Raw genomic sequence first — 13,173 nt, 5'->3', positions numbered from 1 at the left:
CCTGCGTGACAGTGCGGACAAATAAAATAATCGACAGGGGAGTGAACGTGCCAATGAGCCATCGGCTTTCGAAGGGCTTGCTGCTCAGCGCCAGCGTGTCCGCACTGGCGTTGCCTGCGCATGCCCAGACCTCGGCGGACGCCAACGCCACGGTGAGCGAAGTAATTGTCACCGGTTCGCGTATTCCGACCAACGGCGACAACAGTCCCACGCCATTGACGGTCGTCAGCACCCTGCAGTTGCTGGCGTCGACCCCGACGTCCGTCGCAGCCGCCCTGCAGCAACTGCCGGTGTTCCAGAACTCGATGGGCCAGAACAGCGGCACCGGCGGCGGCAACGGCGGGCCCAACGGCGCGGCCAACGCCCCGAATATCCGCAGCCTCGGCCTTTATCGCACTCTCACCCTGTTCGACGGCAAGCGGCTCCAGCCCAGCACCGACACGGGCCTGGTGACGATCGACATGTTCCCGCAGATGCTGCTGCAGCGGGTCGACGTCGTCACCGGCGGCGTCTCCGCGGTCTACGGCTCCGACGCCATATCGGGGGTCGTGAATTTCGTCACCGACGCCAAGTTCAACGGCCTGTCGGTCAAGGCCCAGCGCGGCGTTTCTGCGCGCGGCGACGATCGGACGACCGACATCGGCGTCGCCGCCGGAACGAGCCTGTTCGACGGGCGCGGCCATGTCGAAGCCAGTCTCGAATACAACGACGATCCCGGCATTCTCGACATGTTCAGCCGCGATCTGGGGCAGCTCTGGCAGATCGAGGGCGGGGTGGCCGGCTCTACCGCGACGCCGGGCTCGGCGGCCAACCCGTTCAAGCTCTATTCGAACGTCCACAACGCTTCTCTGACGAGCGGCGGCCTGATCCGGTCGGGCCCGCTGGCCGGCCAGACCTTTTCATCCAATGGGGTCCTGTCGGCCTTTCAGAACGGCGCCGCCACCGGCACCTCGGGATTCCAGATCGGCGGCGACGGCGCCTACAACAACGACAGTTCGCTGAAAGGCGCGCTGCGCGCCAAGCGGGCGTTCGCGCGGTTCGACTACGACCTGACCGACACGCTGCACTTCTATCTGGAAGGGTTCGGCGCGAAGAACCGCAATGCGTACAACGACACCACGCTCACCATGAGCAACGTGACGCTGCGTTCGCAGAACCCGTTCCTGCCGGCCGCCTACCAGTATGGAACGGCCACGACGACCTTCACCCTCAGCAAGCAGCTCGGTCCGCAGCTTGGCCCGCACACCAAGGTCTTCGACCTCGGCAGCTACTTCGTGAACGGCGGGCTCAGGGGAAAGCTCGGCAACTACGTTTGGGAACTGGGCGCGGCGCACGGCGTGTCGACCCAGAAGTGGACCACGGAACGCAACATAAACCTGCAGCATCTGGCGGCCGCGCTGGACTCCGTCTCGGTCGGCGGGAACATCGTGTGCCGGATCAACGCCGACGCCATCGCCACCAACGACGACGCGGCCTGCGCGCCGTTCAATCCCTTCGGTCCGAACGCGGCCTCGGCTCAGTCGATCGCGTATCTGACCGACAGGACCGTCGGCAAGGCCAAGGGGACGATCGCCGACATCACCGGATCCATCACCGGTTCGCCGTTCGAGACCTGGGCCGGGCCGGTGAATGTCGCGCTGTCGGGAGAGTGGCGTCGCGTCGGCCTGTCGGCGACCAGCGAGGTGCCGCCGGAGGACAAGGCCGACTGCACGGGCATCCTCTACAACTGCACCCAGGGCACGACCAATCTTCACCAGGTCACCTTCGGCGTCACGCCGCTGGTGCACCAGACCGTCCAGGAGGCGGCGCTGGAGGTCGAGGTCCCGCTGCTGAAGGACGCGCCGCTGGCGCAGGACCTGAGCGTCAACCTGGCCGGTCGCTACGCCAATTATGACAGCTTCGGCGGCGCATGGACCTGGAAGGTCGGCGGCGTCTGGCGGGTCAATGACGAGCTGACGATCCGCGCGACCCGCTCGCGCGACTTCAGGGCGCCCAACCTCAACAACCTCTACGGCCCCGGCACGGTCAGCCGCTCCACGGTCATCGACCAGCTGACCGGCGCGACCCTGGTCAATGCACCCAATCAGGGCGGCGGCAATCCGGACCTGAAGCCCGAGATCGGCAACACCCTGACCGCGGGCCTGGTCTATCGGCCTGGCTGGCTGACCGGCGCCAGCGTCTCCGTCGATTTCTACGCCATCAAGATCAAGGACGCGATCACCGCCCTGAACGGGGCGAACGTGACGGTGCAGAAGCTCTGCATCGCCAGCGGGGGAACGTCCTCGCTCTGTGACCTGATCGTCCGGCCCAACGGCTACACCGACACCAGCACGGCGAACAACGCGACCTACTTCTACACCCGCTCGGTCAACGCCGCGGAGATCTACACCAGGGGCGTGGACCTCGAGTCGAGCTACGCGACCCAGCTCCTGGGCCGGCCGCTCTCGCTTCGGGTGCTGACCACCTATCAGCCGGTCCTGCGCCAGGACACGCCGAGCATCGGGGTTGTCGATATGGCGGGCTACGCCTACGCCCCGGCCGGCGGCCTGGGCGCCTCTCCGAAATGGCGCGTGACCAGCTTCGCCAGCTATGCGCTGACCGATCAGTTCAAGGCGACGGTGTCGACCCGCTGGCGCAGCGCTCTCGGGTGGAACGCTGACAAGACGCTGGCCTATGACGAGCCCAAGATCTCGTCCTTCTGGACAGCCAACCTCAATCTCGCCTTCTCGCCCGAGATCCAGGGCGCCAGGCCCGAGTTCTTCTTCAATATCCAGAACCTCTTCGACAAGTCTCCGCCGATCGCGATCAACTCGTCGGCCGACGCCGGGCGGTTCGGCGCCTACCTGCAGTCGGACGACCTGGTCGGCCGCTACTACACGACGGGCGTCCGTCTCAAGTTCTGATCATCGCGACAGCAACAAGCTCCTGGAAAGCACGAGACCATGGATCGTAGAATCTCCCGCCTGGCGTTGCTTGCGACGACGCTGATCGCGCCCCTGGCCATCGCCGCGGCCGTCGTGGCGCCGACGATCGCGCCGGCCCAGTCCGGGGCGCGCCCTCCGCCGACGGCCGCCCCGCCCGCGGACGGCCCGCTCCTGGCCGGGGCGGCGCGGATCGACATCACCCCCGCCGTCGAAGACCTGCCCAAGCCGTTCGAAACCATCGAGAGCCGGCTCCATGTCCGGACCGTGGTGCTGGACTCGGGCGGCAAGCGCGCGGTGCTGGTGGTCGGCGACCTGCCGATGTTCGCGCCCGACATCTTCGAAGACACGATGGCGCGCATCGCCAAGGCCTCCGGCGCGCCGCCGGAGAACATCCTGCTGGCCGTCACCCACACCCACGACACGGTGCGGATGGACAACAATCCCGTCGGCATCATCCTGCCGGGGTCCGAGAAGATCACCCGCATGACCACCGACGCCATCGTCGCGTCGGTGCAGCAGGCGATCGCCAACCGCCGGTCGGCGCGGGCGGGCTACGCCAACGGCGTTTTCCGGCTGGCCGGGCGCAACGAAGGCGGTCCAGGCGCCGAGGGGGCGGCCGAAAGCGGCCGGACCCAGAGCACGGACGCTTCGATCGGCGTGTTCAAGGTCGAAACCCTGCAGGGCGAGCCCATCGCCCTGATGGTCAGCAACGGCCCGGGCCCCGGCGTGCCGGGGCTGGGCGGCGGCAAGCGCTCGAAGGTCAGCGCTGACATGGTCGGCATGGTCGAGCGCTATGTCGAGCAGCGCTTCGGCGACAAGGTCGTGGCGATGTACACGGTTGGCGCGCCGATGGGGATCGCCATGAACCCCGGGCGCAAGGGAGCGGGCCTGACCCCGCCCGAGCCGAACGCGGTCAAGGGCGCGGTGGCGACCGTGCTGGGCGAGGAGGTCGTGGCGACCGCGCTCAGGATCAAGACCTCGGACAAGCTGACCATCGCCGGCTCGCTCGAAGTCCTGATGTGTCCCGGCAAGTCGACGTTCCCGCTCAACAATCCGGGCTCCTGCTCCGATGCGCCGGGCTCGAAGCTGCCCCGATGCGTGTTCACCGACACCGACATCGCGCCCGTGCCGCTGCGGTTCGGAACCATCCAGCTCAGCGATTTCACCATCGTCCACAGCGACGCGAACGTGATGCCGCCCCTCTGGGCCAGGGTGAAGCAGGGCGCGCCCCGGCCCGCCAGCACCATGCTCGTGTCGCTGGGCTACGGCCCGGTCCACTACGTCGTGCCCGACGAGGACTATCCCTCCAACAGCTATCCGGTGACGGCGACCATGGCCAAGCGCGGCTGCGCGGCGGGCGGCTTCGTCGACGGCGCGCTCAAGATGGTCAACGCCTCCAGGGCCAGCGGCGGATGACGACCCCGGAGCGACCTTCAACCCAATCGAGACCGACCATGACAGATGTCCAACCCGGCAAGTTCCACCCCAAGGCCGCGCTGAAAGGCTACACGCTCAATCGCATGTGCTTCACGCTCAATTCGGCGGAGAACCGCGCCGCCTTCACCGCCGATCCGGACGGCTACTGCGCGCGGTTCGGCCTCAACGACGAGGAAGTCGCTGCGGTGCGGTCGCGGGACAAGAAGCGGCTCTTCGCAGCGGGGGGAAACATGTACTTCCTGGCCAAGCTCGACCGGGTTCCCAAGCCGCAGGGAGCACGCTGATGGGCGTCGTCATCGGAGGACTGGGCACAAGCCACGTGCCGATGATCGGCCGGGCGATCGCGGCCAACACGCAGGCCGAGGTGCCGTTCGCGCCGTTCTTCGCCAGCTTCGACAGGGTCCACGCGTGGCTGGGCGAGGCCAGGCCCGACGTCGTGATCGTCTTCTACAACGATCATGGCCTCAACTTCTTCCTCGACAACATGCCGACCTTCGCGATCGGGGTGGCGCACGACTATCGCAACGCCGACGAGGGGTGGGGGCCGCCCGAGCCGAGGACCTTCCGCGGCGACGCGGAGCTCGCCTGGCACATCGTCGGGTCGCTGATGGCCGACGAGTTCGATGTCTCCACCTGCCAGGAGATGATCTTCGATCACGCCGGCATCACCGCCCTGGACCTGCTTTTCCCGGCCGACGGCGCGGGGCATGGCGACATCCCCGTCGCCACGATCCCGATCATGATCAACGGCGTCCTGCCGCCGCTGCCGACGCCCGCCCGCTGCTACAAGCTGGGGCAGGCGATCGGTCGCGCCATTCGCTCCTTCCCCGGCGATCGTCGGGTCCTGCTGGTCGGCAGCGGCGGGCTGAGCCACGAGCTCGGCATCAGCGGCAAGATCAACCAGGACTTCGACCGGCTGACCCTCGAGAAGATCGAGCACGACCCGCAAGCCCTGACTCAATTCACCAATGACGAGATCGTCGATCTGGCCGGCGCCCAGGGGCTGGAACTGATGACCTGGCTGGCCATGCGCGGCGCGGCCGCGGGCGGCGACATCGTCACCAGCATCTATCACGCCCCGATCTCGCATACGGGCGGCGCGATGATGCTGATCGACACACGCGAAGGCGAACGCTGATGACCAAGGCCGTTTCCCTGAGCGCGCCGACTGAAAAGGCGCCGTCGCGCGCCAAGCACTGGGGCATTCTGCTGCTGCTCTCGGTCGGCGTGCTGATCGCCTATGCCGACCGCTCCAGCATCTCCGCGGCGCTGGCCAACAAGGACTTCGTCCACCACTTCGGCATGACGTCCGTCGGCCGGGGCTGGGTCGGGGCGGCGTTCTTCTGGGCCTATGCGGCCGCCCTGATGCCCTTGGGCTGGGTGGTCGACCGCTATGGCGCGAAGATCCCCTACGCCATCTGCTTTTCGCTCTGGTGTCTGGCCACGGCGGCGACAGGGGCCATGCCGGCCCTGATGGGCATCGTGATCATGCGTTCGCTGGTCGGGGCGGCCGAGGGGGTCGTGATGCCGGCCAGCTACCGCTGGATCCGCCACAACGTGCCCGAGCGCCACACGGGCGCGGCGCTGGGCGTGTTCTCGTTCGGCAACAAGGTCGGAACAGCCATCGGCGCGCCGATGGGCGCCTGGCTGATCACGGCCTCGGACTGGCGGCTGATGTTCGTCATCACCGGGGCGTGCGGCCTGTTGTGGCTCGTCCCCTGGATGATGCGCGTGCAGAACGACTTTCCACGCAAGGACCAGCGCGCCGAGGCCCGGCGGCGGGCCGCCTCGGTGCCGTTCGGGCGCATCATCACCTCGCCGGTGGTCTGGGGCGGGATCATCGTCAACTTCTGCTACAGCTACTTCGTCTTCTTCTGCATGACCTGGATGCCGTCCTACCTGGTCGAGCAGCGCGGGCTGTCGCTGACCAATTCGGGGCTCTACACCTTCTTCAGCTTCGCTGGCATCGCGATCGTCGCCGTCGTCGCGGGCTGGGCGGCCGACCGCATCATCGATCGCGGCGGGGACCCGGTGGTGACGCGCAAGGTGTTCATCGTCGCCGGCTTCATCGGCGCGACGACGGTGCTGTTCGGCGCCTACGCCCACAGCCTGGGCGCGGCCCTGTTCTGGAACATCTTCTCGTTGTCTTGCCTTGGCCTCGCCAGCGCCAACAACCTCGCCCTCACCAAGGTCACGCTCATTCCGAAGCCGGCCATCGGCATGATCGTCGGCGTCCAGCACGTCGCCGCGGGACTGTCCGGCGGCGCGGCGGCGGCGATCTCCGGCTGGCTGCTCCACGTCAGCGGCGGTTACCAGCTGCCGATGCTGGTGATCGTGGTGTTCCTGGTGCTGGGGGCCACGACGTCCGTCGTGCTGCTGCGCCCCAGATGGTCGCCGAAGGTGACGGACGGGGAGGCGTGATCCGTCCGCCCCCAACCCCTTGTGACGCGCCGATCCCAGGTTTCGGAAAATTTCCGGCCGGCGTCCGGGGGGAACTCGCCGCCTGACGCATCTAACCCTCAAACAAACGGGCAAGCGCCCAAGAACGAGGGGAAACGATGAAGCGCTATCCGAGCATTTTCTGTGGGGTCTCGCTGGCGGTCATGCTCGCGGCGACCGGCGCGGCGGCGCAGGAGCGGACCTTCGACGTGCCGGCCGGACCGGCGTCCGACGCCATTCCGCTGTTCGCGCGCCAGGCCGGCGTCCAGATTATCGCTCCGGCCGGCCGCCTGAAAGGCGTCTCGACCCCGGCGGTGAAGGGCCGCCAGGACGCCCGCGCGGCGCTGAAGACCTTCCTGGCCGCGACCAATCTCGAGATCGCCGCCGACAACGGCTCGGTGATCATCCTGCGCGAGGCCGCGTCCCCCGCCGCCGCCCAGCAGACGTCCGCCAGCAGCGACGCCGACGAGGGCGGCGCCGAGCTGGCCGAGGTGATCGTCACCGCCGCGCGCCAGACCCAGAACATGCAGAAGGTCTCGGCCGCCGTGCAGGTGGTGGGCGGCGACGAACTGCGCCGGCAGGCGGCGAGCAACGTCTCGCAGGTCTTCGCCTCCACCCCCAGCGTGCAGGTCACGGCCCAGCCAGGCGGCTTCTCGATCGACATCCGAGGGCAGGGCGGCGACATGCCGTCGGGCACCACCCAGGGCTCGGTCGCGCTTGAGTTCGACGGGGTCTACAGCATCCTGTCGCAGTCCTCGATGGTCGGCTTCTTCGACGTCGATCGCGTCGAGGTGCTGCCGGGGCCTCAGAGCACCCGCTATGGCCCCAACGCCGACGGCGGCGTGGTCAATGTCATCACCAAGGACCCGATCCTGAACGACGCCTCGGGCGCGGCGACGCTGAGCGTCGGCAACTACGGCCTGGTGCGCGGCGAGGCGGCCCAGAACCTGGCGCTCGGCGACAAGGCCGCCCTGCGGATCTCGGCCGCGGCGATCCATCGCGACGCCTATCTGAAGCCGATCGGCGCCAACGCCGTGGGCCAGTCGGTGCGCCTGAAGTTCCTGGCGCAGCCCACCGACGACCTGACCCTGAAGCTGGCCTACCAGTACGACCACATCGGCGGCACGGGTCCGGGCGTCGAGCCCTATGTGATGTCCAAGGTCGCGCCCTACAGCGGCGATAGCATCAACGACGCCTCCAATCCCTGGGACATGGGCGACAGCTCGACCAACACCACCTCGTCGGACAACAAGGCCGACATCAAGCAGCAGACCCTGACGGCCAATCTCGGCTATCGGATCTCCGATTGGGGCGTGTTCGACGCCACCGCGTCCTACACCAAGGTGGCCGGCAAGGAGACCGACTGCTACGCCGGCGGCCCGCCCTGGATCACGGGCGGCGACCACGCCTGCTACCAGTACTATCAGTTCGCGCCGTTCCATCAGTTCTCGACCGAGGCGCGCCTGCACAACGCGCCGGGCGCCGAGATCCTGTGGAACCTGGGCTACTACCACTTCGACTATCGGCGCGGGACCTACAACAACACCTCGGGCAACGTGCCCTCCGGCATCGTCGGCGGCACCATCGCGGCCACGACCACCAACGCCCTGTTCGGCGAGTTGACCTATCCGGTGAGCGAACGTCTGCGCGTGATCGTCGGCGGCCGCCAGAGCTATGACACCCGTGAGCTGAAGCCGGCCGGGATCGCTGCCAACTATTCCCGCGACCTGCACCATTTCGACTATCGGCTGGGCGGCGAGTTCGACGTCTCGCCGACCTCAATGGCCTATCTGACCGTCTCGACCGGCTATCGTCCCGGCGGCCTGACCGGCTACGACACCACCAGGTCCAAGCCCTACACCTACGAGAGCGAGGTCAATACGGCCTTCGAGCTGGGGTCGAAGAACCGCTTCCTCGACAACCGCCTGCAGGTCAACGCCGACCTCTTCTACTACAAGCAGGACGGCTATCAGAACATCGACACCTACCACGGCTTCGTGCCGTCGACCGGCGGTTCGGCCTGCACGCCCAACGACGCGCGCCCGTCCTGCACGGTGCCGACCTTCAACCTCGACGCTCATGCCATTGGCTTGGAGACCCAGGTGCGGTTCAACCTGACGCGGGTCGACACCGTGGGCCTGAACGCCACCTGGCTGAAGGCCAAGTTCGACAAGAGCCAGGGGACCTGCGCGACCGTCGGGGCGCCGACCACGGCCGGTTGCTGGATCGGCTATAACGACCAGGGGACCGACGCCCTGCTGTTCTTCGACGTGGCCGGCGCGGTGCAGCCGCACTCGCCGAACTTCGCCGGGACCCTGACCTATCGCCACAGCTTCGAATTCGCCTCGGGCGCTTCGCTGGCCGTGGGCGGCGAGGTCTTCTACAGCGGCGGCTACTGGGTGCACCCGGTGCAGGACGCCTCGAAGTACGGCTGGCAGCCGGCCTATACGCAGGGCGGGTTGAACGCCAGCTACACCCCGGCCGACGGCCCGTGGAGCCTCAGCGCTTATGTCCGCAACATCAGCAACTACGCCGTCAAGCAGTCGACCTTGCCGGTGACCACGATCGGCGATCCGCGCACCTTCGGCCTGACGCTGAGCACCCGCTGGTGATCAACGACGCCCGGCCGTCCACGCGGCCGGGCGAAACATGCAGGCCCCGAACGGAGACGACAGATGGGTGCGAAGACCGGGATGGCCATGGGGGCCGCGATGATGCTGACGCTGGCGATCGCCGCCGTCGCGTCGCCGGCGATGGCGCAACTGCGGGCCGGCGCCGGCAAGGCCGAGATCGTGCTGGGGCAGAACCTGCTGCCGATGCAGGGCTTCTCGGCGCAGCACGATCCGCTGCAGGCTCGGGTGCTGGTGGTCGAGGCCGGCGGTCGCCGCGCCGCCTTGGCCGTGATCGACCTGACCTCGATCTTCGCCGACGAGGTCGCGGCCATGCAGGGCGTGGTGGCCGACGCGACCGGCGTGGAGCCGGCGAACGTCCTGATCGTCGCCAGCCACACCTTCTCGGCGCCGCACATCATGCCGGTCGGCCGGCCGTTCCCCGGGCTGGAGTCCGAGGCCGAGCAACGCAAGAACGCCCTGTTCAAGGCCGCGGTCGAGGACGCCCTGAAGCAGGCGGCCCTGGCGGCCAATCACCTGAGGCCGGCCAGGCTGGGCGCGGGCCGGGGCGTCAGCGACATCAACATCAACCGTGACCAGCACACGCCGGAGGGCTTCTGGCTGGGCGTCGACAGCGCCGGCGCGTCCGACAAGACCCTTTCCGTGGTGCGGATCGAGGACGAGGCCCGCCATCCCATCGCGCTCTTGGCCAACTACGCCGTGCAGCCGTCGGTCATGGACCAGGCGATCGTCTCCGGCGGCGGCAAGGCCGTCACCGGCGACCTGGCCGGCGCGGCCATGCGGCGCGTCGAGGCGCTGTACGGGGAGGGGACGGTCGGCTTCTTCCTGATCGGCGCGGCCGGCGACCAGGCGCCGATCCTGAAGGCCGTCCGCGCGGTTCCCGACAAGGATGGCCGGTTGACGAGCGTCGACATCGGCGAGCGCGGCTATCTGCTGGTCGATCTTCTGGGCGAGCGCCTAGCCCAGGACGTGGTGCGCACCAGCGAGCGCATGGCGCCGCCCGCCGACGTGGCGCTGGTCGACGTCGCCAGCGGCGCGGTCGATCTCACCGCCCAGGCGCGACCCAAGGCGCTGGCGGACCTCAAGCCCAGCAAGGCCTACGCCTTCACGCCGGCGGGTCCCACGACCGCGCCGTTCACGATCCTGCGTCTAGGCCCTGTGGCCATCGCCGGGGTCCAGGTCGAGCTGTCCAGCGAGACGGGACGGCAGATCCGGTCCCAGTCGCCGTTCGCCGACACGCTGGTGACGACGATGGTCAACGGCGCGGCCAAGTACATGCCCGAGACGGCCGCCTATGACAAAATCACCTACGAGGCCATGAATTCGTCCTTCGCCCGCGGCTCGGCCGAAACGCTCGCGGCCGAGGTCGTCGGCCGGTTGCGGGAGCTCGGCGCGGGCCAGTCCAGCAAGTGATCACGGGACCTCCCGCTGGTCCGGGAGCCCACCAGCGTTCTCCCGCCGGACGGCGCGAGGATCGAGAATGAGAAGGGTTTGAGGAATGGGACGCATGAAAGGCCTGTCGCGGCGCAACTTCGTATCGATCGGCGCGGCCCTGGCGTCGGCCGGCGGGCTGGGCGTGCGCAAGAGCCGGGCCCAGGCCGACGGCTTCACGGCGGCGACCTCCGCGGTGGGCGTCAGGCGCAAGAGCGCCGGCCCCGGCCTGCAGGCCATCGATGCGCTCTGCGAAGTCACCGGCGGTGGTCAGAAGGTCTACGGGATCGCGGTCGAGTACGACGTGGCGATCGACCCCGCGAGCCTGGCCCTGGACACCTACGGCGCCGCGGTCTTTCCGGCGGCCAAGGGCTTCTTCGCGGGCATGCCCCAGTCGGTCGACAAGAACGCCACCACGGCGCAGGCCGCGGCGCGAAGCCCGGTGGCCGTCTACACCAACGCCACGCCCGCCCTGCGTGCCGATCGCGCCAGCGTGGCTGGTCCCTATGTCATCGTGGAGTTCGCGCGAGACCCGGACCTCAGCCTCCCGACGGGCGACAGCGACAAGGTGGCCCTGACGCAGGACAAGGATGTCAGGACAGCGGCCGGCGCCGTCTATCCGGCCAGCAAGACCGTCTGGAGCAATGCCGGACCTCGCGGCAACAGCGTCGTCATTCGCGGCGTCGACGCCTGGGAGCAGAACCACTGGTGGTGGGACGACACGCGCTCGGCCTGGCTGGAATACAGCATCTATCTGCCCAAGTCGTTCCTGGCGAAGGGCGGCGAGAACAAGGCCTATCCGCTGGTCCTGGCCGTCACCCACTCGGGAACCAGCTATGACGGCACCTGCGCCCAGACCCTGACCGAGCAATGCATCGCCAGCATCTGGAGCCTGCCCGAGGAGCAGGCGCGGAACGAATGCGTGGTCATCACGCCGCGCTACGAGCGCACGACGATGAACGACTACTGGGAGCACACCGCCGACGTCGAGAACACCTACAGACTGGTGCAGTCGTTGCTCAGCAACAGCTGGAACTTCGGCAATCCCAACCTCGACGACCGCAGGGACAAGGTGCTGAAGATCGACCCCAAGCGGGTCTATTGCACCGGCTGGTCGATGGGGGCCATGACCTCCCTGTGGCTGATGGCCAAGCACCCCCAGACCTTCGCGGCCGGCCTGATCATCGCCGGCCAGCAGCGGCCCGCCGACGTCGCGACCCTGGCCAAGCAGAAGCTGCTGATCATCACCGGGACGGAGGACAGCAAGGCCACGCCCTGGAACGAGCAGTGCGTTCCGATCTGGGAGCATACGGGAGGCAAGGTGACCCGGCCGGCCGAACGCCTGGACCCCGCCCTGATCTTCCCGGTCGAGAAGCAGCAGGCGCTGACCTCCCAGATCGACGGCTATCTGGGCAAGGGCGGGGACATCACCTTCCTGACCTTCGAGGGCGTCGACCACATGGCCTCGGCTCGAAAGTTCTTCCACATCCAGGCGGCCCGCGACTGGCTGTTCAGGCAGGTGAAGGCCTAGAGGCGCCTTTCCTTTCTACCTCCGACGACTTCGCCCGGCGCCGTGCGCCGGGCTTTCTTCGTTCGGAAGTACAGGCGATGCGATCGGAAAATAGAAACACGGCGCTGGTGATAGGTTCTGCGCGCGCCGTAAATCATCGCCTGACCATCGTGTTACCGTCCAGCAAAGATCATGCTTTGGGAGGTTGGGCGTGAGCGGACAGGTTTCTTTCGAACGCTATTCACGGGTGGCCGTGTTCCTGCATTGGGTGATGGCCGCGCTCATCCTCGCCAATCTGGTTCTGGCGGTGATCTCGGCCAATTCCGAGGGGGATACGCACCGGTTCGTGCTGAACCTGCACAAGTCGATCGGCTTCAGCGTGCTGCTGCTCAGCCTGATCCGGCTGGCCTGGCGGCTCTATCGCCCGCCGCCGCCGATGCTGGCGGGCAAGGCGGCCTGGGAGCGTCCCGTCGCCGGGATCGTGCACACGGCCTTCTACTTCATGATGGTGCTGATCCCGTTCCTGGGCTGGTGGGTCAGCTCGGCCGCGCCCAAGCGCCATGCGATCAACGTGCTGGGCTGGGAGGCGCCGTTCCTGCCTGTCATGCAGGGCAAGGCCTTCGCCGGCGCGGCGATGTCCGGCCACAAGGTGCTGGGCTTCACCATGGCCGCGCTGCTGGTGCTGCACATCGGCGCGGCGCTGAAGCACCACTTCATTGATCGCGACAAGGTCCTGAGCCGCATGACCTTTCCGCCCCTTCGGCCGCGCGCCTGACGCCTGAAAGCCGCTTCGCGACCGCGC

At 67.8% G+C, this 13,173-nt stretch carries 9 protein-coding genes; all 9 read left to right on the top strand.

Annotated elements, in window-relative coordinates; translation table 11 throughout:
- The first annotated feature begins 53 nt into the window (after positions 1-53).
- On the top strand, positions 54-2,903 hold the full coding sequence (locus AC07NS_RS13215) for a TonB-dependent receptor domain-containing protein (RefSeq protein ID WP_494603867.1): 2,850 nt from the start codon (positions 54-56) through the stop codon (positions 2,901-2,903).
- 39 nt (positions 2,904-2,942) lie between these two features.
- The gene (locus AC07NS_RS13210; protein WP_494603865.1) at positions 2,943-4,340 is read left to right on the top strand and encodes a hypothetical protein; all 1,398 of its coding nucleotides are present in this window, start codon (positions 2,943-2,945) and stop codon (positions 4,338-4,340) included.
- A 38-nt stretch (positions 4,341-4,378) separates the two neighbouring features.
- Positions 4,379-4,645, top strand: a complete 267-nt coding sequence (locus tag AC07NS_RS13205) for a hypothetical protein (RefSeq protein WP_494603863.1) — start codon at positions 4,379-4,381, stop codon at positions 4,643-4,645.
- On the top strand, positions 4,645-5,499 hold the full coding sequence (locus tag AC07NS_RS13200; protein ID WP_494603861.1) for a class III extradiol dioxygenase family protein: 855 nt from the start codon (positions 4,645-4,647) through the stop codon (positions 5,497-5,499). The genes AC07NS_RS13205 and AC07NS_RS13200 overlap by 1 nt, the downstream gene beginning before the upstream one ends.
- On the top strand, positions 5,499-6,782 hold the full coding sequence (locus AC07NS_RS13195) for an MFS transporter (protein WP_494603858.1): 1,284 nt from the start codon (positions 5,499-5,501) through the stop codon (positions 6,780-6,782). The genes AC07NS_RS13200 and AC07NS_RS13195 overlap by 1 nt, the downstream gene beginning before the upstream one ends.
- A gap of 137 nt (positions 6,783-6,919) precedes the next feature.
- Positions 6,920-9,412, top strand: coding sequence for a TonB-dependent receptor (locus tag AC07NS_RS13190; protein ID WP_494603856.1), 2,493 nt, complete (start codon positions 6,920-6,922; stop codon positions 9,410-9,412).
- Positions 9,413-9,475: 63 nt separating this feature from the next.
- The gene (locus AC07NS_RS13185) at positions 9,476-10,843 is read left to right on the top strand and encodes a hypothetical protein (RefSeq protein ID WP_494603854.1); all 1,368 of its coding nucleotides are present in this window, start codon (positions 9,476-9,478) and stop codon (positions 10,841-10,843) included.
- 94 nt (positions 10,844-10,937) lie between these two features.
- Positions 10,938-12,392 carry a prolyl oligopeptidase family serine peptidase gene (locus AC07NS_RS13180; protein WP_494603852.1) on the top strand — a complete coding sequence of 485 codons (1,455 nt, stop codon included), beginning with the start codon at positions 10,938-10,940 and terminating at the stop codon, positions 12,390-12,392.
- Between the two features lie 190 nt (positions 12,393-12,582).
- On the top strand, positions 12,583-13,146 hold the full coding sequence (locus AC07NS_RS13175; protein WP_494603850.1) for a cytochrome b: 564 nt from the start codon (positions 12,583-12,585) through the stop codon (positions 13,144-13,146).
- The last annotated feature ends 27 nt before the right edge of the window (positions 13,147-13,173 follow it).

This window comes from Caulobacter sp. GW821-FHT10A10 (assembly GCF_059415745.1).
Note: the sequence above shows the minus strand (reverse complement) of the source record. Positions and strands in the feature narration are given on the sequence as shown.

Excerpts from the sequence above, each read along its gene's own strand:
- AC07NS_RS13215 (WP_494603867.1), top strand. The coding sequence starts at position 54 with ATGAGCCATCGGCTTTCGAAGGGCTTGCTGCTCAGCGCCAGCGTGTCC.
- AC07NS_RS13210 (WP_494603865.1), top strand. The coding sequence starts at position 2,943 with ATGGATCGTAGAATCTCCCGCCTGGCGTTGCTTGCGACGACGCTGATC.
- AC07NS_RS13205 (WP_494603863.1), top strand. The coding sequence starts at position 4,379 with ATGACAGATGTCCAACCCGGCAAGTTCCACCCCAAGGCCGCGCTGAAA.
- AC07NS_RS13200 (WP_494603861.1), top strand. The coding sequence starts at position 4,645 with ATGGGCGTCGTCATCGGAGGACTGGGCACAAGCCACGTGCCGATGATC.
- AC07NS_RS13195 (WP_494603858.1), top strand. The coding sequence starts at position 5,499 with ATGACCAAGGCCGTTTCCCTGAGCGCGCCGACTGAAAAGGCGCCGTCG.
- AC07NS_RS13190 (WP_494603856.1), top strand. The coding sequence starts at position 6,920 with ATGAAGCGCTATCCGAGCATTTTCTGTGGGGTCTCGCTGGCGGTCATG.
- AC07NS_RS13185 (WP_494603854.1), top strand. The coding sequence starts at position 9,476 with ATGGGTGCGAAGACCGGGATGGCCATGGGGGCCGCGATGATGCTGACG.
- AC07NS_RS13180 (WP_494603852.1), top strand. The coding sequence starts at position 10,938 with ATGAAAGGCCTGTCGCGGCGCAACTTCGTATCGATCGGCGCGGCCCTG.